This window comes from Bradyrhizobium sp. UNPF46 (assembly GCF_006658625.1).
GTDB lineage: Bacteria > Pseudomonadota > Alphaproteobacteria > Rhizobiales > Xanthobacteraceae > Bradyrhizobium > Bradyrhizobium nitroreducens.
In genome coordinates this window covers 195,679-222,012 of the sequence record NZ_LFJB01000021.1, presented here as the reverse complement: position 1 = coordinate 222,012, position 26,334 = coordinate 195,679, and the positions used below count along the sequence as shown (strand labels likewise).

The 26,334-nt window shown below is 65.2% G+C and carries 21 protein-coding genes; 11 read left to right on the top strand and 10 right to left on the bottom strand.

Annotated elements, in window-relative coordinates; translation table 11 throughout:
* The 6 genes from UNPF46_RS10600 to UNPF46_RS10575 all read left to right on the top strand — a co-directional run bounded on the left by UNPF46_RS10600 (nucleotide 1) and on the right by UNPF46_RS10575 (nucleotide 7,815).
* Nucleotides 1-831, top strand: a complete 831-nt coding sequence (locus tag UNPF46_RS10600; RefSeq protein ID WP_100180432.1) for an OmpA/MotB family protein — start codon at nucleotides 1-3, stop codon at nucleotides 829-831.
* Nucleotides 832-1,063: 232 nt separating this feature from the next.
* The gene (locus tag UNPF46_RS10595; protein WP_174719231.1) at nucleotides 1,064-2,962 is read left to right on the top strand and encodes a potassium transporter Kup; all 1,899 of its coding nucleotides are present in this window, start codon (nucleotides 1,064-1,066) and stop codon (nucleotides 2,960-2,962) included.
* A gap of 142 nt (nucleotides 2,963-3,104) precedes the next feature.
* Nucleotides 3,105-5,033 carry a potassium transporter Kup gene (locus UNPF46_RS10590; RefSeq protein WP_142249975.1) on the top strand — a complete coding sequence of 643 codons (1,929 nt, stop codon included), beginning with the start codon at nucleotides 3,105-3,107 and terminating at the stop codon, nucleotides 5,031-5,033.
* Nucleotides 5,034-5,191: 158 nt separating this feature from the next.
* Complete coding sequence (locus tag UNPF46_RS10585) at nucleotides 5,192-5,515, top strand: rhodanese-like domain-containing protein (protein WP_174719232.1); 324 nt, start codon at nucleotides 5,192-5,194, stop codon at nucleotides 5,513-5,515.
* 8 nt (nucleotides 5,516-5,523) lie between these two features.
* Nucleotides 5,524-6,702, top strand: coding sequence for an aminotransferase (locus UNPF46_RS10580; protein ID WP_100180436.1), 1,179 nt, complete (start codon nucleotides 5,524-5,526; stop codon nucleotides 6,700-6,702).
* Nucleotides 6,703-6,708: 6 nt separating this feature from the next.
* On the top strand, nucleotides 6,709-7,815 hold the full coding sequence (locus UNPF46_RS10575) for a polyamine ABC transporter substrate-binding protein (protein WP_142249974.1): 1,107 nt from the start codon (nucleotides 6,709-6,711) through the stop codon (nucleotides 7,813-7,815).
* Between the two features lie 161 nt (nucleotides 7,816-7,976).
* On the opposite strand, the gene UNPF46_RS10570 is transcribed toward UNPF46_RS10575, so the two are convergent.
* The gene (locus tag UNPF46_RS10570; protein ID WP_181769878.1) at nucleotides 7,977-12,347 is read right to left on the bottom strand and encodes an autotransporter outer membrane beta-barrel domain-containing protein; all 4,371 of its coding nucleotides are present in this window, start codon (nucleotides 12,345-12,347) and stop codon (nucleotides 7,977-7,979) included.
* A 187-nt stretch (nucleotides 12,348-12,534) separates the two neighbouring features.
* On the opposite strand from UNPF46_RS10570, the gene UNPF46_RS10565 reads away from it, so the two are divergent.
* Nucleotides 12,535-14,265: a winged helix-turn-helix domain-containing protein gene (locus tag UNPF46_RS10565; protein WP_142249972.1), complete on the top strand. Its 1,731-nt coding sequence runs from the start codon at nucleotides 12,535-12,537 to the stop codon at nucleotides 14,263-14,265.
* 3 nt (nucleotides 14,266-14,268) lie between these two features.
* Here UNPF46_RS10565 and UNPF46_RS10560 read toward each other — a convergent pair whose 3' ends face one another.
* From UNPF46_RS10560 to UNPF46_RS10535, 6 genes are all read right to left on the bottom strand, one after another.
* Entirely contained in the window at nucleotides 14,269-15,201 is a 933-nt protein-coding gene (locus tag UNPF46_RS10560) for a lipid A biosynthesis lauroyl acyltransferase (RefSeq protein WP_100180440.1), read from the bottom strand.
* An 11-nt stretch (nucleotides 15,202-15,212) separates the two neighbouring features.
* Complete coding sequence (locus tag UNPF46_RS10555; protein WP_142249971.1) at nucleotides 15,213-16,490, bottom strand: beta-ketoacyl-ACP synthase; 1,278 nt, start codon at nucleotides 16,488-16,490, stop codon at nucleotides 15,213-15,215.
* A gap of 101 nt (nucleotides 16,491-16,591) precedes the next feature.
* Nucleotides 16,592-17,797, bottom strand: a complete 1,206-nt coding sequence (locus tag UNPF46_RS10550; RefSeq protein WP_142249970.1) for a beta-ketoacyl-ACP synthase — start codon at nucleotides 17,795-17,797, stop codon at nucleotides 16,592-16,594.
* Nucleotides 17,794-18,264 (bottom strand): 3-hydroxyacyl-ACP dehydratase FabZ family protein, encoded by a 471-nt coding sequence (locus UNPF46_RS10545; protein WP_100180443.1) that lies wholly within the window; start codon nucleotides 18,262-18,264, stop codon nucleotides 17,794-17,796. The genes UNPF46_RS10550 and UNPF46_RS10545 overlap by 4 nt, the downstream gene beginning before the upstream one ends.
* Nucleotides 18,265-18,274: 10 nt before the next feature.
* A complete protein-coding gene (locus UNPF46_RS10540) occupies nucleotides 18,275-18,562 on the bottom strand; it encodes an acyl carrier protein (RefSeq protein ID WP_007592476.1) in 288 nt (95 codons plus the stop codon).
* A 221-nt stretch (nucleotides 18,563-18,783) separates the two neighbouring features.
* Nucleotides 18,784-19,125, bottom strand: coding sequence for a hypothetical protein (locus UNPF46_RS10535; RefSeq protein WP_142249969.1), 342 nt, complete (start codon nucleotides 19,123-19,125; stop codon nucleotides 18,784-18,786).
* Between the two features lie 327 nt (nucleotides 19,126-19,452).
* Here UNPF46_RS10535 and UNPF46_RS10530 point away from each other — a divergent pair, with 327 nt between their 5' ends.
* Nucleotides 19,453-20,082 carry a ParB-like protein gene (locus UNPF46_RS10530; protein ID WP_142249968.1) on the top strand — a complete coding sequence of 210 codons (630 nt, stop codon included), beginning with the start codon at nucleotides 19,453-19,455 and terminating at the stop codon, nucleotides 20,080-20,082.
* 13 nt (nucleotides 20,083-20,095) lie between these two features.
* Here the strand turns inward: UNPF46_RS10530 and UNPF46_RS37400 are convergent, their stop codons facing one another.
* Nucleotides 20,096-20,251, bottom strand: a complete 156-nt coding sequence (locus UNPF46_RS37400; protein ID WP_174719233.1) for a hypothetical protein — start codon at nucleotides 20,249-20,251, stop codon at nucleotides 20,096-20,098.
* A gap of 266 nt (nucleotides 20,252-20,517) precedes the next feature.
* On the opposite strand from UNPF46_RS37400, the gene UNPF46_RS37395 reads away from it, so the two are divergent.
* The 3 genes from UNPF46_RS37395 (at nucleotide 20,518) to UNPF46_RS10525 (ending at nucleotide 23,621) form a co-directional block, all read left to right on the top strand.
* Nucleotides 20,518-20,661, top strand: a complete 144-nt coding sequence (locus tag UNPF46_RS37395; RefSeq protein WP_167443344.1) for a hypothetical protein — start codon at nucleotides 20,518-20,520, stop codon at nucleotides 20,659-20,661.
* A 231-nt stretch (nucleotides 20,662-20,892) separates the two neighbouring features.
* Nucleotides 20,893-21,060 (top strand): hypothetical protein, encoded by a 168-nt coding sequence (locus tag UNPF46_RS37390; protein WP_181769877.1) that lies wholly within the window; start codon nucleotides 20,893-20,895, stop codon nucleotides 21,058-21,060.
* The gene (locus UNPF46_RS10525; protein WP_142249967.1) at nucleotides 21,057-23,621 is read left to right on the top strand and encodes a cation-translocating P-type ATPase; all 2,565 of its coding nucleotides are present in this window, start codon (nucleotides 21,057-21,059) and stop codon (nucleotides 23,619-23,621) included. The genes UNPF46_RS37390 and UNPF46_RS10525 overlap by 4 nt, the downstream gene beginning before the upstream one ends.
* Here the strand turns inward: UNPF46_RS10525 and UNPF46_RS10520 are convergent.
* Nucleotides 23,618-24,115: an MgtC/SapB family protein gene (locus UNPF46_RS10520; RefSeq protein WP_100180448.1), complete on the bottom strand. Its 498-nt coding sequence runs from the start codon at nucleotides 24,113-24,115 to the stop codon at nucleotides 23,618-23,620. The two genes, UNPF46_RS10525 and UNPF46_RS10520, sit on opposite strands and share 4 nt — an antisense overlap.
* A 187-nt stretch (nucleotides 24,116-24,302) precedes the next feature.
* Entirely contained in the window at nucleotides 24,303-26,060 is a 1,758-nt protein-coding gene (locus UNPF46_RS10515; RefSeq protein WP_100180449.1) for an ATP-binding protein, read from the bottom strand.
* Nucleotides 26,061-26,334: the final 274 nt, after the last annotated feature.

The following is a 26,334-nucleotide window of genomic DNA, read 5'->3' as shown; positions in this document are numbered from 1 at the left end:
ATGGCCAAGAAGAAACGCGGCGATGCGCATGGAGGCGGTCACGGCTGGTTCGTGACCTTCGCCGACCTCATGGGCCTGATGATGAGCTTCTTCGTGATGCTCGTGGCGTTCTCGACCCAGGACGCCAACAAGCTGAAGATCGTCGCCGGCTCGATGCGCGACGCCTTCGGCGTGCAGAGCGAAGCGCGCTATGCCGGCATCGTGGAGTCCGACGGTTTGCCGACCCGTCCGCGGCTGAAGAACGTCGACCATATCCAGCCCGAGGACGCCTCCAACACGCCGACCCCGGACCAGGAAGATCGCGACAAGACGTCGGGCGCGAAGATCAAGATCGACCGCAATTTCGCGCTCGCCGCAGCCTCGCTGCGCCAGGCGTTGCAGGACATGCCGGAACTGACCGAGATGTCCAAGCACATCATGTTCGAGGAAACCAAGCAGGGTCTCAACCTCGAAATCGTCGACCAGGACGGCCGCTCGATGTTCGCCGACGGCTCCAAGGTGCCTTATGACCGCACCCGCCGCCTGGTCGAGAAGCTCGCGATCCCGCTCAAGGCGACGCCGCTCCGCGTCTCCATCGCCGGCCATACCGCGGCCGGCTTCGTGCCGAACCGCAGCGACTACGGCGCCTTTGATCTGTCGGCCGACCGCGCCAATGCCGTGCGTCAGATCCTCGAACGCGAGGGCCTGCCGCCGTCGCACATCTTCGCCGTCTCCGGCAAGGCGGACACCCAGCCGCTGTTTCCGGACGATCCGTCGCTCGCGGCCAACCGGCGGGTGACTATCACCCTGATGCGCGAGGATCCGCCACTGCCGCCGAATCTGAAGCCGTGAGCATCACCCGGGCACGGTGAGCACCGGGTTTTCGGACGGGATCCTGCTCGGAAAATAGGTCCCCTTGCGCTACCATTCTACCTGAGGCATGTCGTCGCGCTGGCGATGAGCGTGGCTGCGGCGTCACAGCATCCGGCTCGGCGCCTGCTATGGTGGTGCGCCGATTGACAGGCGCACCGGAAGCGTCAAAAGGCGCCGGATCAATTCCAGGGAAGAAGCGTTTTCCACCTTCATGACGGCGAGCATCACACAGGCCGAGACCCAGGAAGGGCCGGTCACCTCAGGTTTTTGGGCCCTTACGCTCGGGAGCATCGGCGTCGTCTTCGGCGATATCGGCACCTCGCCGCTTTACGCATTCCACGAGGCTGTCAGGGGCGCGGCGCATGGCGAGCCGGTCTCGCGCGTCATCGTGCTCGGCGTGCTCTCGCTGATCCTGTGGGCCCTGCTCATCGTCGTCACCGCCAAATACGTCCTGCTGCTGCTGCGGGCGGACAACAACGGAGAGGGCGGCACGCTCTCCCTGATGGCGCTCGGCCAGCGTGCGCTCGGGCGGCGGAGCTGGTTCCTGCTCGCCCTCGGCGTCGTCGGCGCTTCCATGTTCATCGGCGATTCCATGATCACGCCGGCGATCTCGGTGCTATCGGCAGTGGAAGGCTTGAAGCTCGCAGCCCCCGCGCTCGAGCACTACGTCGTGCCGCTCACCGTCCTCATCCTGGTGCTGCTGTTCGCCGTGCAGAGCAAGGGGACCGCGCTGGTCGCCTCCGCCTTCGGGCCGGTGATGGTGGTCTGGTTCACCGTCATCGCGGTGATGGGCGCTGTCCACATCGTCGACGATCCTTCCGTGCTGGCGGCGATCAATCCCTATTACGCGGTGCAGTTCGTGCTGTCGCACGGCACGATCGGCCTCGTGACGCTCGGCGCGGTGTTCCTGGCGGTTACCGGCGGCGAGGCGCTCTACGCCGACCTTGGTCATTTCGGGCGCAAGCCGATCCAGTCGGCCTGGATGTTCTTCGTGCTGCCCGCGCTCCTGATCAACTATTTCGGGCAGGGTGCGCTGGTGCTGTCCGACCCGAGCGCGATCGAGCACTCTTTCTATCGCATGGTGCCCGAGGGCCTGGTGCTGCCGCTGGTCGGGCTTGCGACCGCGGCCACCGTGATCGCGAGCCAGGCGGTGATCACCGGTGCCTATTCGCTGGTCTATCAGGCGGTGCAGCTCGGCCTGCTGCCGCGCTTCGAGGTCCGTTACACGTCCGAGACCCATGCCGGCCAGATCTATCTCCCGCGGGTGAACCGGCTGCTGCTGATCGGCGTGATGCTGCTGGTGCTGCTGTTTCACACGCCCAGCAACCTGGCCTCGGCCTACGGCATCGCCGTCTCCACCACCATGGTCGCCGACGGCATCATGGGCTTCGTCGTGATCTGGAAGTTGTGGAACTGGCGCGCGGCCACCGCTGCCGCCGTGATCATGCCCTTTGTCGTCGTCGATCTGAGCTTCTTCAGCGCCAATCTCTTGAAGCTGCTCGAGGGTGCCTGGGTGCCGCTGCTGTTCGGCGCCGCCATGGCCGGAACGATCTGGACTTGGCGGAAGGGCTCCGGAATCCTGATCCAGAAGACGCGCCGGATCGAGGTGCCGCTCGATGATCTGATCCGGAGCCTCGAGAAGCGGCCCCCGCACATCGTCAAGGGCACCGCGGTGTTCCTGACCAGCGATCCCGCCTTCGTGCCAACCGCGCTGCTGCACAATCTCAAGCACAACAAGGTGCTGCACGAGCACAACGTGATCCTGACCATCGAGACCGCACACACGCCGCGGGTCGACTTGGCGGAGCGATTCCGCATGGAGAAGGTCAGCGACAAGTTCTCCAAGGTCCGGTTGCGCTTCGGCTTCATGGAGCAGCCGAACGTCCCCAAGGCGCTCGCGATCGCGCGCAAGCAGGGCTGGCAGTTCGACATCATGTCGACGTCGTTCTTCGTGTCGCGACGGTCGCTGAAGGCCTCGGCACAGTCAGGCATGCCGCTGTGGCAGGACCATTTGTTCATTGCGCTGAGCCGGTCCGCCAACGATGCCACCGACTATTTCCAGATTCCCACGGGGCGGGTGGTTGAAGTTGGAACCCAGGTCACTATCTGAAGCGCAACTGGCGAACCTATGCAAAATTTGCATGGTGAGGGCCCGGAATCGGGCTAGGCTATGCCGGCAGCGCAGGACTATAAGCCGCGCGCTCTTCCGCCGTTGTGCAGTGAAGCATTTTTAGAGGCCACTGGGCTCTCCCATGACAAGTGACGTAGCAGTTCCCGCCCCGGAAACGGCGGCGGCCAATGGGCATGGCGACGCCCACACCACCGCCGGTTTCGGTGCGCTGACGCTCGGCAGCATCGGCGTCGTCTATGGCGATATCGGCACCAGCCCGCTCTACGCGTTCCGCGAAGCGGTGATGGCCGCCTCGGGCGCCGAAGGGGTCGCCTCGCCGGCGGCCGTGCTCGGCGTGCTCTCGCTGATCCTGTGGGCGCTGATCATCGTGGTGACGCTCAAATATGTCGTGATCCTGCTCCGCGCCGACAACAACGGCGAGGGCGGCACGCTGGCGCTGATGGCGCTGGCCCAGCGCGCGGTCGGCACCGGCGGGGCGACCATCGTCCTGCTCGGCATCATCTCGGGCGCGCTGTTCTACGGCGATGCCGTGATCACCCCCGCACTTTCAGTGCTGTCGGCGATCGAAGGCATGAAAGACGTCACGCTGCGGTTCGAGCCCTACATCGTGCCGCTGACCGTGATCATCCTGGTCTGTCTGTTCGCCGTGCAGTCGCGCGGTACCGCCCGCGTCGCGGCGTTCTTCGGTCCGGTGATGTGCGTCTGGTTTGCGGTCCTTGCGGTGGCGGCGATCCATCCCATCACCCAGCAGCCGCAGGTGTTGTTCGCGCTGAACCCGTTCTACGCCGTGTCCTTCATGCTCCACCACGGCATCATCGGCTTCGTGACGCTGGGCGCGGTGTTCCTGGCGGTGACCGGCGCCGAGGCGCTCTATGCGGACCTCGGCCATTTCGGCAAGCGGCCGATCCAGACCGCCTGGCTGTTCATCGTGCTGCCGTCGCTGGCGCTGAACTATCTGGGGCAGGGGGCGCTCGTGCTCGGCGATCCCGGAGCGATCGAGAGCCCGTTCTTCCAGCTGTTCCCGCAAGGCTGGATCCGCGGCGGCATGGTCGTGCTCGCCACGGCCGCGACCGTCATCGCAAGCCAGGCCGTCATCACCGGCGCTTATTCGCTGACGCGCCAGGCGATTCAGCTGGGGCTGCTGCCGCGCTTTGAAATTCGCCATACGTCTGAAGCCCATTCCGGCCAGATCTTCATCCCGCGCATCAACCAACTGCTGCTGGTTGCGGTGGTGCTGCTGGTGCTGCTGTTCCGCTCCTCGAGCGCGCTGGCCTCGGCCTATGGCATCTCCGTCACCGGCACCATGGTTGTCACGGCGATGATGGGTTTTGTCGTGATCTGGAAGGGCTGGAAGTGGAAGCCGCTGACCGCCGCGGCGCTGATCGCCCCGTTCCTGTTCCTCGACCTGACCTTCCTGACCGCGAACCTGCTCAAGGTGTTCGATGGCGGCTGGGTGCCGCTGGCGCTCGGCGCGCTCATGATCATCCTGATGTATACGTGGCGGCGCGGCAGCCGGCTCTTGTTCGAGAAGTCGCGCAAGCTGGAGTTCCCGCTCGCCGACCTCGTGGCGATGCTGGAGAAGCGGCCGCCGCAGCGCGTGCCTGGCACCGCCGTGTTCCTGACGTCGGACCCGCTCAGCGCGCCGACCGCGTTGATGCATAGTCTGAAACACTACAAGGTGTTGCACGAGAAGAACGTCATTCTCACCATCGAGACGGCGCAGACCCCGCGGATCGATCCGTCCGAGCGGGTCAAGCTGGAGCAGATCTCACCGACCTTCTCCAAGGTGACGCTGAAGTTCGGCTTCATGGAATCGCCCAACGTGCCGAAGGCGCTGGCCATCGCCCGCAAACTCGGCTGGCAGTTCGACATCATGTCGACCTCGTTCTTCCTGTCGCGGCGGGCGCTGAAGCCGGCCGCCCATTCGGGCATGCCGCGCTGGCAGGACCGGCTGTTCATCTCGCTCAGCCGCTCCGCCAACGACGCCACGGACTATTTCCAGATCCCCTCTGGCCGCGTGGTCGAGGTCGGCACCCAGGTGGCGATCTAGGGCCGGGGATTCAAAGCGGACTTCAAGTCGCTGCGATTTAGCTTTAACTTGCGCCACGCGGCTCAAGCCTTTGTAGCGCTTGATTTTCGCCGCCTGAGAGGCGAGGTTGCCGCCGGCCGGGGACCCCCGGCATGCGGCTCGCGACGTTGGAGGATGATGTGGCAAACCAGGTGCAGGATCTGACCCCGGACGAGGTCTCCAAGGGTGTCGCGGAAGGGCGCTATCTGCTGGTCGACGTTCGCGAGCCGAACGAGGTGCAGGCCGAAGCCTATCCTTACGGCGTCGTGGTGCCGCTCTCGACTTTCGATCCCAAGGCGATCCCCGATCCCCAGGGCAAGCAGGTGGTGTTCGCCTGCCGCTCGGGCAAACGCTCGGTGACGGCCTCGCTCGCGGCACAGGCGGTGGGCCTGCCTTACGACAAGCATCTGGCCGGCGGCATGCTCGGCTGGAAGGCGGCGGGTCTTCCCACCAAGGTTGGCTGATCCGGCCGATGTCAAAAAGCTCGTCCCTGAACAAGGTCTTCGCCGACCTTCCCGTCACCATCTTCGAGGCGATGTCGCAGGCCGCGCGCGACAACAACGCCATCAATCTCGGCCAGGGTTTTCCTGACGATCCAGGTCCGGAGGACATCCGCCGCGCTGCGGCCGAGGCCTCGCTGAACGGCTACAACCAGTACCCCTCGATGATGGGCCTGCCGGAGCTGCGCCAGGCGATCGCGACCCATTACGGCCACTGGCACGGCCTCAAGCTCGATCCGATGAGCGAGGTGATGGTCACCTCCGGCGGGACCGAGGCGCTGACCTCGGCGATCCTCGCGGTGGTCCAGCCCGGCGACGAGGTGGTCTGCTTCCAGCCGGTCTATGATTCCTATTTGCCGATCATCCGCCAGGCCGGCGGCATTCCGCGCCTGGTTCGCCTGGAGCCGCCGCACTGGCGGCTGAACGAGGACATGCTGAAAAGCGTCTTCAATTCAAAGACCAAGGCGGTGCTGTTCAACAATCCCTTGAATCCGTCGGCGGTGGTCTATCCGCGCGAGGATCTCGAACTGCTGGCGCGCTACTGCCAGGAGTTCGATGTCATCGCGATCTGCGACGAGGTCTGGGAGCACGTCACCTTCGACGAGCACAAGCACATCCCGCTGATCACCATCCCCGGCATGCGCGAGCGCACCATCAAGGTCGGCTCGGCCGGCAAGATCTTTTCGCTGACGGGCTGGAAGATCGGCTTCGTCTGCGCGGCGCCGCCGCTGCTGCGCGTCGCCGCCAAGGTGCACCAGTTCCTGACCTTCACCACCGCGCCGAACCTGCAGGCCGCCGTCGCCTACGGCCTCGGCAAGACCGACGACTACTTTCTGTCGATGCGCAAGGACCTGACGCGGAGCAGGGACCGCCTGACCAAGGGGCTGGAGAGCCTCGGCTTCCCCGTGCTGAAGTCGCAAGGCACCTACTTTCTCACCGTCGACCTGTCGCCGCTCGGCCTCAACGAGAGCGATACCGAGTTCTGTTGGCGCATCGTGAAGGACTACAAGGTCGCCGCGATCCCGGTCTCGGCATTCTACGAACAGGACCCGGTGACCTCGGTGGTGCGCTTCTGCTTTGCCAAGAAGGACCAGACGCTGGACACCGCGCTGGAGCGGCTGTCGGACGCGGTGCGTGGACGCAAGAGGTAGACAGAGATGACGAACGTCAGCCGCTCCGGGATTGGTTTCGCGATCGCCGCCGCGCTGACGTTGCTCTCGCCTGCCGCCGGGGCCGAGGAGCGCGTCGTCAACTTCTACAACTGGTCCAACTACATGGCGCCTGACGTCCTTGAGGCCTTCACCAAGGAGACCGGCATCAAGGTCGTCTACGACACCTTCGATGCCAACGAGACGCTTGAGACGCGCCTGATGGCCGGCAAGTCCGGCTACGACGTCGTGGTGCCCACGGCCTATTTCCTGCAGCGCCAGATCAAGGCGAACATCTTCCAGAAGCTCGACAAGTCGAAGCTGCCGAACCTCGCCAATGCATGGCCTGTCGTGACGCAGCGCCTCGGCATCTACGATCCCGGCAACGTCTATGCCGCCAATTACATGTGGGGCACGACCGGCATCGGCTACAACGTCGCCAAGGTGAAGCAAATCCTCGGGGCTGACGCCAAGATTGATAGCTGGGACATCGTCTTCAAGCCGGAGAATTTGGCAAAATTCAAAGACTGCGGCGTCCACATGCTCGACTCCGCCGACGACATCTTTCCGGCGGCGCTGAGCTGGCTCGGGCTCGATCCGAACTCGACCAAGCAGGCCGACCTCGAGAAGGCCGCCGAAATCGTCGCCAAGGTCCGCCCGTCCGTGCGCAAGTTTCACTCGTCCGAATATCTCAGCGCGCTCGCGACCGGCGAGATCTGCTTCGTGGTCGGCTGGTCCGGCGACATCATGCAGGCGCGTGCCCGCGCGGCCGAGGCCAAAAGCGGCATCGAGATCGGCTACACCATTCCGAAGGAGGGCGCGCAGATGTTCTTCGACAATCTCGCAATCCCTGCGGATGCCAAGAACGTTAGGGAAGCCTACGAGCTGATCAACTATCTCTATCGCCCGGATGTCGCCGCCAAGAACTCGGACTTCCTGTCCTACGCCAACGGCAATCTCGCCAGCCAGAAGCTGGTCGATCCAACAATCCTTGGTGACAAGAACATCTATCCGGACGAGGCGACGCTCGCAAAACTGTTCGTGATCACGGCGCGTGAGCCGGCAACCCAGCGCATCATCAACCGGCTCTGGACCAGGGTGAAGACGGGGCGGTAGTCACTTCCGAACCTGGCCGGAACTAAAATCAGCAAAACAACCCCATGCACAGTAGAACTGTGACGCGCGCGTTGCGGGCGGCGACGCCGCATAAGTCGTAGCGCGGTTTGGCTTAATCGACGCGCGGGCGCAACACCACGCGCGGCGCGTCGCATCGCCGCTCACCACTCATATCGCACCGTGCCCTTGCCCGTGTAAGTCTGCGTGCTCTGCGAGAACTCGCCCTCGACGGTGCCTGCGAGCGAGAAGCCGTTCCTCCACTTCATCTCGGCGCGGCCTCCAACGAGTGCGGAGTCCGCCGCCGGTTGCGCGCCGTTGACCGTGAAGGCGGCGCCCGGGAGCGTCTGGAAGGCGGCGCTGACAAGGCGGTTGGTGTTGGAATCATGCGCCCAGGCGAGCCGGCCGCGCAGCGTGAGCACGCCGTCATTGACGAGGAAGCGCTGGTCGGTGCGGGCGCCGAGCTCGGTGCGCACATTGGTGGTGTCCTGCGCGGTGTAGGACAGCGCGAACTGGTTGCTGCCGACGATCGCGGTCTCGCCGTAGCCGGGGAGGTGGAAGGTCGTGGCCTGCACGGCCGCGTAGGGCGTCACGCCGAAGCTGGAGGCGGGGATCGGTGCGAAGCGCCAGCCGGCCTCAAAGCGGCCCGAGAAGGTGCTGGCCTTGAAATTGGCGGTGAGCTTGTCGGTGCCCGACACCGTCACGGTGCGATCTGTGGTGACGTCCTGCCAGCCATAGGCGAGCGCCGCAGAGAGGTAGGCCGGTCCGAAATTGTGGCGGGCATAGAGACCGGCCTGGAACAGATCGGCGCGGCCGCTGCCGAGACTGTCGGACAGCGCAAAATTGTAGCCGGCGCCGCCGAGCGCGAAGCCGAGCAGGGTATTCGGCGAGACGCGATAGTCGGCGCCGACCACGGTGCCGTAGATGCGGCTGGTGGTGGTGCTCGAACCCGATGCCGCGTTGCCGTTCAGCGTGCTGGCGCCGCCATAGCCGGAAGCCCACACGCCCCAGCGCCGGTCGATGACTTCGCCGCTCGCCTCGCGCGGCGTCACCGCGGCGTAGGCCTCGCGTACCCTGGCGTTTTCTGGTGCGGTGGAAGCGTAGCCCAGCGTCCCGCCGTCGCCAGCCGTGCCGCCGCGCTCGCCATCCGTACCGCCACCGCCCAAGGGATCGAGCATGCCGACGAATTGCTGCATGGCGTTGAACGAGGCCTGCGTCCCGGCGGCGCCGGGCTGGCCGGAGACCTGGCTGAGCCCGTGGTTGAGCTGCGGCTGGCCCATGTTGAGCAGGGCATCGAAGCCGGCCGGCGGCGTCCCGCCGCTCGCGACGGCTCCGTTGATGGCGCCGGCCACATTGCTCTGGTTGGCGCCGGTGCCCGCCGGCAGCGCGATCGCGCCGGGATCGAGCACGAGGTAGACGTTGTTGAGGTCGTACGTGAGATGCGGATTGCGCGCGGGGCTGAAGCTGCCGCTGACGCTCAGCCCGGCGAACTGCGTTCCGCCAAAGCCGCCGGTCGCATTGAGGATGGTGTAGGTCTGGCTGCGGAAGCTGCCGGGGATCGCTGCCGCCTGCACGATGGCGCCGGTGAGCGTCGCGGTGCCCGAGACGTTGGCGCGGTCGGCCGCGGACGTGGAGACCTCTACCGTGTAGAAGCTACCGGCACTGAAAGCGAGGTTGCCGCTGACGGTGAGGGTGCCCACGGAATTGCCCGGCGCCAGTGTGCCGCCGCTCGCAATCGTCGTGTTGCCGACGATGCCGGTGCCGCCGAGCGCACCGCCCGCATTCACTGTGACGCCGCTCGAGGCCGTGATATCGCCATTCACCGCCAGCGTGCCGCCATCGATCGTTGTGGCGCCGGTGTAGGTGTTGACGCCCGAAAGAGTCAGCTTGCCGGTACCGACCTTCACCAGCGAGGCGCCGGCGCCGCCGCCGGATCCGCCGTCGGCGAGCACGCCGGTGACATTGGTCGACAGGTTGTCGCTGCCGACCGTGAGCTCCTTGCCGCCGAGGTCGAAGGTGCCGCCGCCGGCGAGCGAGCCGGCGCTGAGCTTGTTGTCGCTGTTCGGGCCGGTGCTCATCGAGAAGTCGAAGACGGCACCCGGCGTACTGTTGACGAGCTGCGCGCTGCCGGCGGTGGCGTTGCCGTCGAACAGCACGTTGCCGCTGTTCGCGATGGTGGCGCTACCGGCCGTGGCGTTGGTATCGAACGTCAGCTGCGCGCTGTTGGTGATCTGAGTGCTGCCGGCGGTAGCGTTGCCGCTGAACACCAGCGTGCCGGCGGAAACCGTCAGGGCGGACAAATTGTCCGCGCCGGTCAAGGTCAGCGTGCCGGCGCCGGACTTGGTCAGCGCGCCGCCGCTGAGATTCTGGCTGATGACGAAATTGTTGGCTGCCGCTGCAATCTCCAGCGTGCCGCCGCTGGCACCGAAGGAGATGCTGCGCGTGGTGGCGTTGAAAGCCGTGCCTGATATCTGCAGCGTGCCGCCGTTGAAGGTCAGGCCCCCCGCGAGGTCGCCGAGATTTGCGTCCGAGGAGACGCTCACCGTTCCGCCGGCGAAGATGGTGCCGCCGGTATAGGTGTTGGCACCTGACAGCGTCAGTGTGCCGGTGCCGGTCTTGACCAGGGAGCCGCCGGTGCCGCCATTGGCGCCGCCGTCGGCGATCACGCCGCTGACGGTGGTCGACAGATTGTTGCCGCCGACCGTCAGCGCGTTGGCGCCGAGCGAGAACGTGCCGTTGCCAGCGATCGAGCCGGCCGAGAGCTTGTTGTCGCCATTCGGGCCGGCGCCGTAGGAGAAATCGAAGACCGCGTTTGCTGCGTTGTTGATCAACTGCGCGTTGCCGGCGGTGGAGTTCTCGTAGAAATAGGTCTTGCCGCCGGCATTGTTGGTGATCGTTGCGTTGCCGCCCGTGCTGTTGTTGTAGAAAAACGTCGTGCCGTTGGTGTTATCGATGGTGGCGTTGTCGGCGGAGCTGGACTCCTTGAAGTACATATAGGAGTTGTTGGTGAAGCTGGCGCTCCCCGCCGTGCTGTTGCCGAAAAAGTTCAGATAAGAATTATTGCCGTTGGTGATGGTGGCGCTGCCAGCCGTGCTGTTGCTGTAGAAATACATGAAGATCGGGCTGGAGGCGTTACTGCTGGTAATGGTGGCGCTGCCCGCCGTGGCGGTGTTGTTGAAAGTCAGGATGGAGTTGTTTGCAATAGCGGCATTGCCTGCCGTGCTGGAGGCGTAGAAATACAGCGTGCCGTTGTTGGTGATGGCGGCGTTGCCCGCCGTGCTAGTGCCAAAGAACTCCAGGATGTTGTTGTTGGTGACGGTGGCGCTGCCAGCCGTGCTGGTGTTTAGGAAACCCAGGCTGCTGTTGTTGGTGATGGTGGCGCTGCCGGCCGTGCTGGTGTTGTAGAAATACGTGTGGGCATTGTTGGTGATCGTCGTGATGCCGCTTGTGTCGGCGTTGAGGATCCTGAACGTGCCTCCACCACTGACGGTGACCGCCCCCAGAATGGAGCCAACCCCACCGGTGTTATTGCCAAGCCATAGTTCGCTACCAAAGCCGTTGACGGTGGTGCCGCCGGTATAGGTGTTGGCGCCGGTCAGGGTCAGCGTGCCGGTGCCAATCTTGACCAGCGAGCCGCCTGCGCCTGAGATGACGCCGCTGACCTCGGTCGAGGCATTGTTGGAGCCGACCGTCAGCTCATTGGCGCCGAGGTTGTAAGAGCCGCCCCCGGCGATCGAGCCGGCGCTGATCTTGTTGTCGCCGTTCAACCCCGTGGTGAGGGAGAAGTCGACCGAGCCGCCGCCATTGTTGATGATGGCGGCATTGCCGGCCGTGCTGTTGTCCCGGAACCGCACGATGTAATTGTTGGTGATGGTAGCGCTGCCGGCCGAGCTTGAATTGTAGAAGCTTAGTATGCTGCCAATGTTGCTGTTGTTGATGGTGGCATTGCCGGCCGTGCTGTTGTCCACGAACTGGAGGTCGCTATTGTTGTTGATGGTGGCGTTGCCGGCGGTGCTTGAACCAAAGAAGACTAACTCACCGTTGTTGTTGATGGTGGCGCTGCCGGCCGTGCTGCCCTGTGTGAACCATAGGCTTCCACTGTTGTTGATGGTGGCGCTGCCGGCGGTACTTGAACCGCTGAACGTGATGAGGGCCGCGCCGATGGCGTAGTTGATCGTAACGCTGCCGCCGTTGACCGTGATGCCGGTGCCGGTGAAATTCAACGGACCGCTGACGTCAAACGTGTAGTTCGAGGCGCCGGCGTTGAACGTCCAGCCGCCGACGCTGACGCTTGAAATCGCCAGGCCGGTGGTGTCCGAGGTGCCGAAGGAGGCCGTGCCGACAGGCACGAAGCCACCGTCCCAGTTGGAGCCGGTGCCATAGTCGTTGCTGCCGGGGGAGGTGAGCCAGGTGCCATTCGACGCAGCGCGCGCCGGCCCGGCTGGCAGGGTCCAGGCCAGGGCCAGTGCCGACGACGTCAGCAGCGCGGCCCGCAGGTGGCGGGTCGCTTTGAAATAATGTTTCCCCGTCTTCACCACTTCCCCCAACACACAGGTCCCGAGTCCTCGACGGGATTCTTCGCACCGGGCGGGAGGGGTGTCCTGATAAGGGGTTGGCTCACTTCTGAAAGTTTCTGATATTTGCGCTTCAGAGCCGATTTTCGGGCATATTCGCCAGACTTCCGCTATATGAGCCGCCTTGAGAGACGTGTTGGGGGTTAGCTTGCTTCGTTTCGCCGGCTTCGAGCTGGACCAGCAGCGCGCGGAGCTGCGCGGGGCCGATGGCACGCCGATCAAGCTCCGGCCCAAGACCTTCGAGATGCTCCGGCTATTCGCTACCAGTGGCGGCCGCGTGCTGAGCAAGCAGGAGCTGATGGAGGCGGTCTGGCCGAACGTCCATGTCGGCGAGGACAGCCTGTTCCAGTGTATCCGCGAGCTCCGCGCCGCGCTCGGCGACGAGCGGCGGCAGCTGATCAAGCTCGCCTCCGGCGGCGGCTACCTGCTGGCGACGGAGGTCGTGGCTGCGCTCGCCGCCGACCCGGCGCCGGCCGAGGAGGCCCGGCCAGCCCTGGCCGGCGAGGTCGCGTCCCCGCCGCCCGCCGAGATCGCCGCCGCAAGACCACAGCGCGCCTGGTTCGGCTTGAGCCGGCAGGCAACGGTCGCCGCCGTGGCCGGGCTCTGCGTGATCGTCATGGGCCTTGCGGTTGCCGCGCCCGTGCTGAAACCGGACCTCTTGTTCAAGCGAACGCCGCCGCGGCTTGCGGTGATGCCGATCGTTGACGACAGCAAGGACGCGCGCGGCGCGGTGCTGGCGGCCGAAGTCACCGCTGGCCTCACCGATGGTTTTGCCAGGATTCAGAACATCAGCGTGGTTGCGCCGCGATTGGCGGCCAGGGGCGGCGACAGCAGCGCTGCCTCCACCGCATCATCCGATTACGAGCTGCGCGGCGAGCTGGAGCGTCGCGATCAATCGTGGACGCTGCGTGCTCGCATCATCAAGGCGGCCACCGGCGAGGTGCAGTCGGTCGTCACAGCTTCCGTCGCCGCGGACGAGGCGGACCCGCAGCTCGCGCAGTCGCGTCTCGTCGCCGGCGTCGGTCATGTGCTTGCACGCCGCCTCAACGAGATCCTGGCGCCGGGCTCGGTGCGCTCCAGCAGCACCGGCTCGTCTGCGGGCGGTGACAAGGTCGCCGTCGAGCAGGCGCTCGCCTCGATCAACCAGACCACGCGCGAGCGCTTTGGTGCGGCGCAGACCATGCTGCAAAAGGCACGCACGGACGATCCCGACAATCTCGAAATCGCGGTTGCGCTCGCTTCGCTTCAGATGCGCGGCATCCAGATGCGGTGGTTCAGCCCGGATGAAGCCGTTGCGGTCGAGGCCGGGGCCAGTGCGACCCTCGAGCAGGCGTTGCGGGCGAGGCCCAATTCGATTCCGGCGCTCGAGGCTTATTGCCGCTTCCAGAGCGCCACCAATCGTTTCGTGGAAAGTCTCGTGACCTGCGGCAAGGCGCTGAGCTTCGATCCCTGGAACGGGTCCGCGCTCTATCTGATTGGCCTCGGGCAGGTCTTTCTCGGCCGGTTCGACGATGCGCTCGCGACGTTTCGGCTGGCCGACCGCTACGACACGCCGCCGGCCTCGCGCTGGACCTGGCTGCTCGGCGCGGGCTGGGCGACGCTTCTGAAGGGGCAGGGCGAAGAGGCGGTGCCCTGGATCCAGCGCTCGATCGCGATCACGCCGGCAACCGGACGCTCGCACATGCTGCTCGCCGTCGCCTACCAGCGATCGGGGCGGTTCGAGGAGGCAAAGGCTGCGATCGAGGAGGGTCTGAAGCTGCAGCCCGGCACGACCAGACTCAACGTCGCGCCGCCGGCGAAGAATGCGAGCCCGGTTTATCTCGCAGCCGCCGATCGCATCGTTCAGGGAATGGTGGATGCGGGATTGCCGGAGCAGTAGAAATCATCGCCACCTTCTGTGCAGCCACAGCCACTGCTCCGGATGCTCTCGCACCCAGCTCTCCACCACGCTCGTGACCGCCTGCGTCGTGCCCTGGATGTCGATCTTGCCCTCGGCATCGCGCACCGGGGGGATCTCTTCGGTCAGCTCGGCGCGGAAGCGGAAGCCGGGCAGGCGGATGATGCGGACGCCGTGGATCGGGCATTCGACCTGGCGCAAGAGACGCGCCAGCATCGGGTTGGCGCGGGTCTTGCGGCCGAAGAAGGTGACCTCGACGCCGCCGGTCAGATACTGGTCGACCAGCATGGCGACGTGCTTGCCGTCCTTCAGCGCTTGGCCGAGCCGCAGCGGCGCGTCGCGGCCCGCCGGGATCAGCGTGCCCATGTTGACCTGGCGCATCTCCTGGATGATGCGGTCGGCGGAGGCGATGTTGGGCCGGCGATAGAGGATCGCGCTGTCCAGCCCGTGCGCGACGGCGGCGAGCGCCGGCAATTCCCAATTGGCCAGATGCGCGGCGAAGATCAGCGCCGGCTTGCCGTCGTCCCTGATATGATCGAACAGCTCGACGGTGCGCGGCGGCAATTCGATCCGACTGCGCTCCGGGTGCGTGCGGTCGTAATCCCAGACGTGGTCCATGTGGGCGAATTCGGCGCCGACGCGGCCGAGATTGTCCCACACGCCCATCAGGATCCGTTCGATCTCCTCGGGCGATTTTTCCGGGAAGGCCGCGGTGAGGTTGGCGCGGCCGATGCGGTGCTCGCGCAGCCGCGGTCCGATCAGCTTGGTTGCGCGTGCGAAAAAGTCCGAGGTCTTGACCGGATCGAAATAGCGCGTGGTACGCAGCATGCCGACGGTGGCGGCGCCGATCAAGCTGCCGCCGAGCGATTTCACTGCGTTGCGCGCGCGAATCTTCGTGCTGATAGAAATCAGCGCCATGCTGCGTCCGGTCAGGCCGGTTCGCGGGTCAGGATCAGCGAGGCGTTCTGGCCGCCGAAGCCGAACGAGTTCGACATCACTGCGGTGACGCGGGCGTCGCGCGCCTTGTTGCCGACCACGTCGAACAGGATCGTGGGATCCGGGGTGTCGTAGTTGATGGTCGGCGGGATGCGCTGATGCTCGAGCGTGAGCAGCGAGAAGATCGCCTCGACGGCGCCTGCGGCCGAGATGGTGTGGCCGACCATCGACTTGTTGGAGGTGACCGGGATCTTTTGCAGCAGTTCGCCGAACACGGCCGAGGTCGTGTTGTACTCCATCTTGTCGTTCTCGGGCGTCGCGGTGCCGTGCGCGTTGATGTGGTCGATCTGGTCCGGCGTCATGCCGGCGTCGGCCAGCGTCTTGTTCATGCAGCCGATGATCGGCTTGCCGTCGGGAGACGAACGGGTGCGATGGAAGGAATCGGTGAGCTCGCCGCAGCCGGCGATGACGCCAAGGATCTTTGCGCCACGCGCGGTGGCGGCCTCATAGCTTTCCAGCACGAGCGCGCCGGCGCCTTCCGCCATGACGAAGCCGTCGCGGTTCTTGGAGAAGGGACGGGAGGCCGCCTGCGGCGGATCGTTCTGCTGCGACAGCGCCGAGAGCAGCGAGAAGCGCACCAGCGCTTCCGGGTTCACGGTGCCGTCGGTTGCCACGCACAGCGCGGCGTCGGTCTCGCCGCGGCGGATCGCCTCGACGCCGAGCTGGATCGAGGTCGCGCCGGAGGCGCACGCCGTCGACAGCGAGATCGGCGAGCCCTTGGTGCCGAAAGTCTCGGCGAGGTATGCGGCGACCGAACCGAACATGAAGCGATGATGATAGGCGCTGTACTTGCCGCCGCCGGAGATGCGCAGGAGGTCGTCATAGGTGAAGTCGGGCTTGCCGACGGCGCGGCCGAGCTCGCGGCGCTGCGGCCATTCCACCTCGACCGGCGCGACCGCCAGGAAGAGGGGACCCGGGAAGTCGCCTTTGGCGCCGATGCCGGCTTGCGCAAGCGCTTCATCCGTCACCAGCTCCGCCATCCGCTCCGACAGGCCGGTGGAGGAGAACGGTTCGACGTTCACGAAGTCGACCGTACCGGCCATCGTGGTCTTCAGGCCGTCGACCGGAAAGCGCGTGATGGTGCGGATGCCGGATTCGCCGGCCACGAGCTTGGCCCAATTGTCGGCCTTGCCGGCACCGAGCGAGGTCATGAGGCCCATGCCGGTAACGACGACGACGGGGCGCCCGAGTTTGTCGCGTGGTGCAGTCATGTCGATCCCCCGATAGAGCTAAAGCATGATCCGGAAAAGTGTGACGCGGTTGTCCGACGAGATCATGCTCAAAACAACATCCGGCCGAAGCGCGCTGCGCTTCAGCCGACAGCTTCGACCAGCGCCATGCCTTCGCCGCGCCAGTGTCCGGCTCCCACGACCACAATCTGGGTGGGCGCCCCCTGCATTTCAATCTCGGTCCCGGTCGAATCGTTCGGCGGGAACAGGGCGCCGCGCGAGATCGACAGCGCGGCGAGCGCGATTCCCAGTGGGAATTGCGTCTCCATGGTGTGCCCGAACATCGTACCGGTGGAGCGCACCGGGAAGTCGGAATGGCCTTTCAGGAAGCCACGCTCCTCCGAGGTCGCAGGCTCCGCGCCGGTCGCGCCCGTGATGATCGCGCCCTTGCCTTCGCGCTTCGGCAGCTTGGCCCAGAGCTTTTCCAGCGTCGCGGTCATGTCGCCGGGCTGCTTGCGGCGGGCGAGGTCGGCGACGACGCTCGACAGCTTCGCGAACGGCTTTGCGCCGCGCGCTTCGGCGTGGGCCTTCGATTCCAGCACCAGGAACGCGCCAGCCGAACCGAGCGCGAAGCCGGGGTGATCCTTGCGCGCCCATACCGGCGCAAACTTGTCCTTGAGGTTGAAATCGCCGAATTCGTAGAGGACGAGCAAGTCCTTGCGCTCGCCATTGTGCGAGCCGCCGACCAGCGCGATGTCGCTCTCGCCCGAGGCGATGCGCGCCAGCGCAATGCGGGCGGCATCGGCGCCGGCAACCTCTTCACCCATGAAGGTGCGCGAGGTGCCGCCAAGGCCGTGCACGATGGCGATGTTGCCGGCGAGCAGGTTGGAGAGCTGCGCCAGGAACAGAGTGGGGCGCAGATCGCTCATCAGCCGTTCGTTGAGGAAGCCGGGCGCGTTGGCGCCCTTGGCCTCGGCCGTCAGGACGCCGGTGTCGACGTTGAGATCGCGCTCGCCGCCGCCGGCGGCCACCACCATGTCGATCTTCGACAGGATGTCCTTGTTGCCCTTGATGCCGGCCGAATCGAGCGCCAGGCCGGCGGCATAGGTGCCGATGCGCTGCCAGGCTTCCATCTGGCGCTGGTCGCCCTTCTTCGGGATCTGGGCGTCGAAGCTGACCGGCATCAGGGGATGCACGATGTAGGGCGCAAAGCCCTTGTCGTCGACGTTGATGCGCTTCTCGGAAAGCGCGGCCCAATTGGCCTCGAGGCCCTCGCCGAGCGAGGTCGCGAGTCCAATGCCGGTGATCCAGACTTCCGTCTGGCCGGGCTTCGAAGCGGTGTCAGTCATGGCGATACGACCTGTTGCGGAAAGCCGACGCGCTCGGCGACCTTCGCCATGTATCCGCGCATATCCGCGTTGGGGAAGGGGATCAGCGTGAAAGTCAGCGAGGAATTCGCGCGGATCTTGCCGCCGACCCTGATCTTGGCTTCGGTCATGGCATAGCCGGAGCCTTCGTGGGTCAGGCTCGCCTCGATGCTCATGAGATCGCCGGGGAACACGGAACCCCGTACCTTGGCCTCCTTGACGGCGGCAAGGATAGGCATGCGCTCGAACTTGAGCACGCCGAGCAGGAGAAAACCCGAGGCCTGCGCCATCGATTCGATCAGGAGCACGCCGGGCATCAGGGGATAGCCCGGGAAGTGCCCCTCGAAGACGGTGCTCTCCTTGGGGACCTGGGCTTCGACGACGATCGTCTTCTCGTCGACCTTGAGGTCGACGATCCGATCGATCATGTGGAAGTATTCGAGTTGCATGACCGCGCGCTTAGGCGCTCGCGCCCTTGGCCGCAACCAGTTCGTCGATGCGGGCGCACAGGTTCTTCAGCACGAAATACTGTTCGGTGGTCGCTTTGCCGTCGTTGACCTCCTGGGTCCACTTTTCCAGCGGCAGCTTGATGCCGAACTGCTTGTCGATCGCGAATGCGATGTCCAGGAAATCGAGGCTGTCGATGCCGAGATCGTCGATGGCATGGCTATCCGGCGTGATCGTGTCGCGCGGGATGTCGCAGGTTTCAGCGATGATCGTGGCGACCTGATCGAATGTGGAGGACATCACTAAGCCTTTGATATATTGCGGATATTTGTCAGATTATCCAGAGTGGCACGGTGGGTGGGCATCGCGCCCCTGATGACGCCCTCAACCCCCCTCTGGCCGGGTCGAAAGCCCGTATATCGGAGCGCCGCCCCGAGTTCAATGGAGCCGGGCAGGTGGGGAGACGGAGCTGGGGATGCCCGCCCGAGCCCCTTCCGCCAAACCGATCGGCCGGATCGGGCCTAGATATGCGGCGTCGTGATCTTGACGCAGTCGCGGCGGCCCATCAGCACGCAATCCTGGGTTCGGCGCAGGTCGGCGATGCTGACCGCGAGCCAAATTCCGATGGCCGTCAGCGCGATGGTGAAGGCCAGCGCCGCGATATTGGCGAGCATGCGATGGCGGAAATCGTCCGGCTCGGGGCGGGGCTGCTCGTAGCGTGACAAGTCGAGCGGTTCGGGCGCGACGCGCAACGGCTGCACGGTACCGCTGCCGCGGTGGACCGCAGGGGAAGGCGAGGTGCGCGGCCTGAACTGGAGCACCCGGTGCTCGTCGTCAGAGCTTATGGGCCGCTGGTTGTTCATGGGGTGGGGATCACTCCGAAGCAGCGATTTTAGATAGCATACGGGATAAACGCGTTGCAGAAAATCTTTTCAATGCAGGCGTGTATTCGTTGCCTCGCACTATTTTTACATGGATCGGTGTGCAGCGGTCGCGGAACCGGCCGCGAGGTCGGCGGGCGTTGCGCTGCAATAACCGGCAGAGCAACGGCAATGAAGTTCACGTCTTCGTTTGCTCTACATCGGCTTGTGATCTGCGCGCCCTTCCGAACACGTTTTGCCGCCGCGGGGCCCATGTCATAGTCAGGGAACCTGAGCCGTCAGTTGCATCCATCCGAGGGGCCTTCGACCATGACCACGACCAACGCGCGCGAGCCGAGAGTGCATCCGGTCCCGATCCTGTCGCTCCGGCCGACGCAGATGACGGTCGGCATGCGCGAGGTCCAGGAGAAGCGCAAGCGCTGGCGCGAGCATGACAAGAAGAAGCAGGCCGATCTGCTCGGCAAGCATATGATCCCCGTCGTCTATGGCCCCGACGCGCGCTATTACGTGATCGACCATCATCATCTCGGCCGCGCGCTGCACGACGAGGGTGTCAAGGAGGTGCTGGTGACCGTCGTCGGCGACCTGCGCATGGTCGAGCGCGAGGCGTTCTGGGGCGTGATGGACAACAAGCGCTGGGTCTACCCTTACGACGCCAAGGGCGAGCGGCGGTCGTTCCGCGATTTGCCGAAATCGATCGCCGATCTCACGGACGATCCGTTCCGCAGTCTCGCCGGCGAATTGCGCCGCATGGGTGGTTTCGCCAAGGACACCACGCCGTTCTCCGAATTCCTGTGGGCCGACTTCCTGCGCCGAAAGGTCTCGCGAAAGGTGATCGCGGCCGATTTCGACAAGGCGCTGGAGAAGGCGATGTCCGCGGCGAAAAGCAAGGATGCGATCTATCTGCCCGGCTGGTGCGGCCCGGAGGATGAAGATTAGGGGCAATCGCTCATCAGTCGCGCTGGAAGATCCGGGCGCCGGGGTAGGCGCGGCGGGCGTAAGTGACCACCAGCGCGCGGTCCTGGGTGTCCAGGAAGGGCGTTCGGATCTGGTACGACCCGACGATGAGGTGCCACAGGCCATTGAGCTTCTGGATCACGATCTTCATTTGCGTAGTCCTCGGTGTCTCCACGTTCCCACGTGTGCGGTTTGTCGCGTTGCCTAGGATCGCTGCCGCGGGTGGAAAATTCCCGACTCGACCGGCGCTCCGCTGCAAGACACGTCGATTTCTGTTAGTTGGTGATCGCTTGTGCCCAGATAAGCCGAATCCCATCACAGGCGCTTGAGCGAAATCAATTTCCGCGCCCATGAAACCGTCCTGAAACACAGCCGTCCCATCTCTATGGGGTAGTCGAGCTCACACAGGAGGCGGACATGCGCCGTCTGGTTTTCGTCATTGCATTGCTCGCGGTCGCTTCGGCAGGAATCTCGGCATCGTTTGCCGCAGTCCACCACGCCAAGTCGTTGACGTTCGCGGAGCGCTTTGCGCCCGCGCTGGAGTTGATGGCGAAGCGCTAGCTGCATGGCGCCTTGCCGCCATGAGCGATGCCGCGGCTGAGCGATCCGCCGCGGGACATCGGGTCGCACCCGCCGATCGGTCAGATGCGGCGATGGCCGGAGCAGGCTTGACCTGTCGCAAATCTGCACAGCGGTGACCGGCTAGAGTTTGCCTGCATGGTTGCAGAGGCAGCGTTGCGCCCCGACGTCGAGGGCCCGGGCTCCAAGTCATGCAGGACTGGAGGCACGGCCATGAGCATCATCTTTCGCATCGTCTTTATCATCGCCGGCGCGGTCACCGCGCTGTTCGTCGCGCGTGACGCCCTGAACTTCACCATCATCCAGACCTTCGTCGCTGTCCTGCTTGTCACCGCGATCGTCGGGGCGGGCAGCCTCTGGAGCCTGCGGCGGAAGACGTGAGCAAGGAAGAACGCGGCAGGTCATCCGGGCTCAGCGAAGCCGAGGCCCGGCTGCGACTGCAACAGGACGGTTTCAACGAACTGCCTCGGGCCGAACGGCGCACGCCGCTGCGCATCGTGATCGAGGTGTTGCGCGAGCCGATGCTCGCGCTGCTTCTGTGCGGCGGGCTGGTCTACCTGCTGCTCGGCGACCTCCGCGAGGCGCTGCTGCTCCTGGCGTTCGGCGCCATCTCCGTCGTGATCACCATCGTGCAGGAAACCCGCACCGAACGCGTGCTGGAAGCCCTGCGGGAGCTGACCAGTCCGCGAGCGCTTGTGGTCAGGGACGGTGAGCGGCAGCGGATCGCCGGCCGCGAGGTCGTCCGTGGCGATCTCCTTGTCCTGGCCGAAGGCGACCGGGTTCCGGCAGATGCGGTGCTCGTCAGAGCGCAGGATCTGGCGGTCGACGAGTCGCTGCTGACCGGAGAGTCGGTCCCGGTGCGCAAGCAGGTCGTCAAGATGCCGATCGCCGATGCCGCGTTCGCTGACCATCGTCCGGGTGGCGATGACTTGCCCTTCGTCTATTCAGGCTCGCTGGTGGTACGCGGCGAGGGGCTGGCCGAGGTCAAGGCGACGGGCCCTCGCAGCGAGATCGGAAAGATCGGATTGTCGCTGCATGGCCTGCAGGCGGAGCCGCCGCGGCTGCAACAGCAGACTGCACGGCTCGTGCGGCTCTGCTTTCTCGGCGGCGCTGCGATCAGCCTGGCCGCGGTCGTGCTCTACGGAACATTGCGCGGGGATTGGCTGCAGGCGCTGCTCGGCGGCATCGCCATCGGCATGTCCATGTTGCCCGAGGAGTTTGCCGTCGTCCTCACGGTGTTCATGGCCATGGGCGCCTGGCGCATCTCGAAGGCGCGCGTGCTGACGCGGCGCGCGGCCGCGATCGAGGTGCTTGGCTCGGCCACGGTGCTGTGCACCGACAAGACGGGCACGCTGACGCAGAACCGGATGTCGGTCGCGGAGCTGAGGCTGCGCGATGGGACGAGTCTGCGCGTTGCCTCGCTACAGCCCGCTCCTGTGGGCGCAGAGTTCTTCGAGCTGGCGCGCTGCAGCGTCCTGGCCAGCTCGCCGGAACCCTTCGACCCGATGGAGAGGGCCCTGCACGCGTTCGTGCAGGCCGGTCTGCCGAAGGAGGACGAAACCGCGGGCGCCCGGACTTTGATCCGCACCTACGGCTTGCGTCCCGAACTGCTGGCGATGAGCCAGGTTTGGCAGTTGCCACATCGCGAGGGAGCCTTCGTCTCGGCGAAGGGTGCCCCCGAGGCGATCGCACGGCTGTGCAAGCTGGATGGTGCGCAGCAGGCGGCGATGCAGGCCTCGGTCGCCGCGATGGCGAAAAATGGTCTTCGCGTGCTGGGCGTGGCAGCCGCGACCTGTGACGGTGAGGCTCTGCCGGCCGCGCACGAAGGCTTTGCGTTTCACTTCCTCGGTCTCGTCGGGCTGGCCGATCCGCTGCGTCCGCACGTCCCCGAAGCCGTCGCCGAATGTCGCTCGGCCGGCATTCGCGTCGTCATGATCACGGGCGACTATCCGGCGACCGCCATGGCGATCGCCCGGCAGGCCGGGCTCGACGTCAACGACGTCGTAACCGGCGAGCAGATCAAGCTCGCCGACGATCGCGAGCTGGAGGCACTCGTCAGGAGCGTGAACATCTTTGCGCGGATCCTGCCGGAGCAGAAGCTGCGGATCGTTCAGGCCATGACGCGCAGCGGCGAGATCGCAGCGATGACCGGAGACGGCGTCAACGATGCGCCGTCGCTGAAGGCTGCGAATATCGGGATCGCGATGGGCGGCCGTGGCACCGATGTCGCCCGCGAGGCATCCTCGATCGTCCTGCTCGACGACGATTTCGGCTCCATCGTTGCATCCATCCGCCTGGGACGCCGGATCTACGACAATCTCCGCAAGGCGATGGCCTTCATCTTCGCCGTCCACGTTCCGATCGCGGGGCTCGCGCTGCTTCCGCTGGTGTTCGGGCTGCCCGTGATTCTCGGTCCCGTCCACATCGCGCTTCTGGAGCTGATCATCGACCCCGTCTGCTCGCTCGTGTTCGAAGCCGAGCGGGAGGAACGCGATGTCATGGCCCGCCCGCCGCGGCGCGCCGATGCGGAGCTGTTCTCCTGGGCCCTGGTTGGCTGGAGCGTTCTCCAGGGTGCCATGGCATTTGCTTTGATTGCCGCGATCTTCGTCGTCGCGCTTCGTTCCGGCGTTCCGCCCGACGAGGCGCGCACGCTCGCCTTCATCGCGCTCGTCACTTGCGTCCTCGCGCTGGTGCTGGCCAACAGGTCGTTCAGCGCATCGTTCCTGTCCGCATTCTTCCGTCCGAACCCGGCACTGCTCTGGATCTTCGTATCGATCGCATCCATCTTGGCAGCTGCTCTGTTCTGGCCGCCGGCGTCCAGCCTGTTTCGGTTCGGTCCCCTGCATCTGGACGACCTCATGGTTACGCTCGGCGCGGGACTCCTGCTGCTGACGGTGCTCGAGCTGCTAAAGCCGATTTGGGCGCGGCGGTTGCGGTTCTAGCCGCGGTCCTGAGTCTTCGGTGAAGCCTCCGCCTGGTGCGGATCATCCTTGCCGCCAAGCATCCGGTGCAGCCAGCGTTCGACGCGGCGGCCGATTGTGAGCAGAACAAAAGCGAAGACCAGTGCGACCAGGACGATCTTCCATTCGCCGGCGCCGCAGGTAATTCCGAGACAGGCGGCGAGAAAAGTGCAGGCCGCGCTGGTCAGGCCCCGTACGCGGAAACGGTCGCTCTCGTGGACGATGACGCCGGCCCCGAGAAAGCCGATGCCGGTCAGAATGCCCTGGATCACACGGCTTGCCGCATCGGTGATCTTGCCGGGCTCGGCGAATTGGACCGCGAGCAGCACCACGGTCGCGGTGGAGAGCCCGACGATGCCGAGCGTCTTCAGCCCGATCGGCTTGCCGTGCAGATCGCGGTTCAGGCCGATCGCGCTTCCGGCGAGCGCTGCACTTCCGAGGCGCAGCAGAATTTCTGGCCAATCCAGTTGGGTCATGTCCTGTCCGTCGCTTCGTCGGCATGGGCCGGAAAGCCGGCTTCGAGCCGGCAATACTTAGTCCATGCGGGCGAGCCGCTCCAGAGGCATGGCAAGGCCTCCGCTGATGAGGACGGTGATTGCGGCGTTGGTCCCGGCTCTGCGCGGCGGCGTGCACGCCGCGGCGCGTCCGGGACCGGTCAGCGGGTTACCGCAGCGGCTTCTTCAAGAGCGAGAAGCGGTCGGGATCGAGCCCCATCGAGGGCTGCAGCATCGGGGCTTCGACGCTGGACATCGTCTTGGCGGGCGGGGCCGAGAACACCGGATCGTTCGGCACGTCGCGCTGCGAGGTGGCGCCGCGCCATCGTTCGAGCACGGCACTGACGAAATGCATGTCGTGACCCGAGGTGACCGACGGCACGCTCGAGATGGTGGCTTCGCCGCGCGGCAATTGGTGCGGCGGCACCTCCTTGAAGCGCAGGCGCGTCGGCAGCGCGACGCCTTCGCCGAAGGCCAGCACCTCACGCGTGCCGAGCGAGGGTACGAAGGACAGCAGGTTCGCGGCGGCATCGGACACCGCGGCGCGCAGCAACGCCTGGTCGCGCTCGTTGGCGAGGCGCATCGTGAACAGCGTGTTGCACTGGGAGATGATGGTGGCATCGAGCTCGGCCGGACGCTGGGTGATGAGGCCGAGATAGACGCCGTATTTGCGGCCTTCCTTGGCGATGCGCGACACTGCCTTGCGGGTCGGCCCGAAGCCGACATTGCGGTCGGCGGAGGCGTAACGATGCGCTTCCTCGCAGACGAACAGCAGCGGCGAGACGCCGTCGCTCCAAAGGCCGAAGTCGAACGCCATGCGGCACAGCACCGAGACGACGGAATCGATCACCTCGGCCGGGAAGCCGGCGAGCTGCATCACCGTCATCGGCTTGCCGTTGGCGGGCAGGCGGAACAGATGGCTGATGACCTCGGCCATGGTGTCGCCGCCGACATTGGCGTTGTCGAACATGAAGGCGTAGCGCGGATCGTTGCGTACCGCCTCGATGCGCGAGATCAGCTTGTGATAGATGATGCGCGAGGAGCGGTTCTCGAGCTTGCCCATGCGCTCGTCGATCAGCGACATCAGGTCGACCAGGCGATAGGGCACCGGCGTGTCGACGGTGTAGCCGATCTGCTTGGGGTCGATGCGTTTCAGGCCGATGCGGTCGGCGTTCTGGTACTGGGTATAGACGCCCTTGGCGATCGGGATCACCTCGGCGAGGATGTCGAGCTCCTCCGGAACGCCGGCGCGGCCGCCGAACAGCACGTCGACGATTTCCTCGAAATTGAACAGCCAGAACGGCAGTTTCAGGTTCCGCGGGTTGAGCACCAGTGCGCGATCGCCGAAGCAGCGGCCGTATTCGTTGTGCACGTCGAGCAGGAAGATGCGCAGGTTCGGCCGCGCCTTCAGGATCTCGTTGAGCAGGAGCGAGACGCCGGTCGATTTACCGACACCGGTCGATCCCAGCACCGCAAAATGCTTGGACAGCATTTCCTCGACGTCGACATAGGCAATGACGGAGCGGTCCTGCTGCAGGAAGCCGACATTGATCTGGTCCGACCCGGTCGGCGCGTAGATCGTGCGAAGCTCCTGGCTGGTGATCAGGTCGACGGAATCGCCGATGGTCGGATAGTTGGTGACGCCGCGCTGGAATTTGGCCTTGTCGGCGGCGTTGAGGATCTCGCCGAGCAGGTCGACCGAGGCGATGGCGATGTAATTGTCGGCGCTCGACAGGTTTTCGCAGGAGACCTCGGTGATCATGGCGACGATGACCGAGCTGGCGCAGCGAATGCTGACGAAGCGGCCGACGGTAGCCCGAACTTCCGAGATCGGCATCTGGCTTTCCGCCAGCAGCCCGACCCGGGCGAGCGATCCGCGAACCGAAATCACGCGTCCAAAGGATGTCACGATGAATGAACCTGGCATGAGCGAGGAGTTTAATCCTGACTATGCGGGGCCCGGCTGCACAAACGGTTAAACGGCAGCCGCGGCCGCTTCGTTAAATCCGCGACAATTCGGCCAATAACTTTGTTCCGATGGCACGGTTTTGGGCAGAAAATGCAGGAAAATGCTGCAATTCCAGGGCGTTGGAGCCGCCGGCAGTTAAGGAATATTTTACCATCCGGCGAGGCTGGGCCCTCCGTTCGCAGGACATTGGTCTCGGCGTAGCCTCGTCCAGTTGAGGTAGAGTGTTTGATTT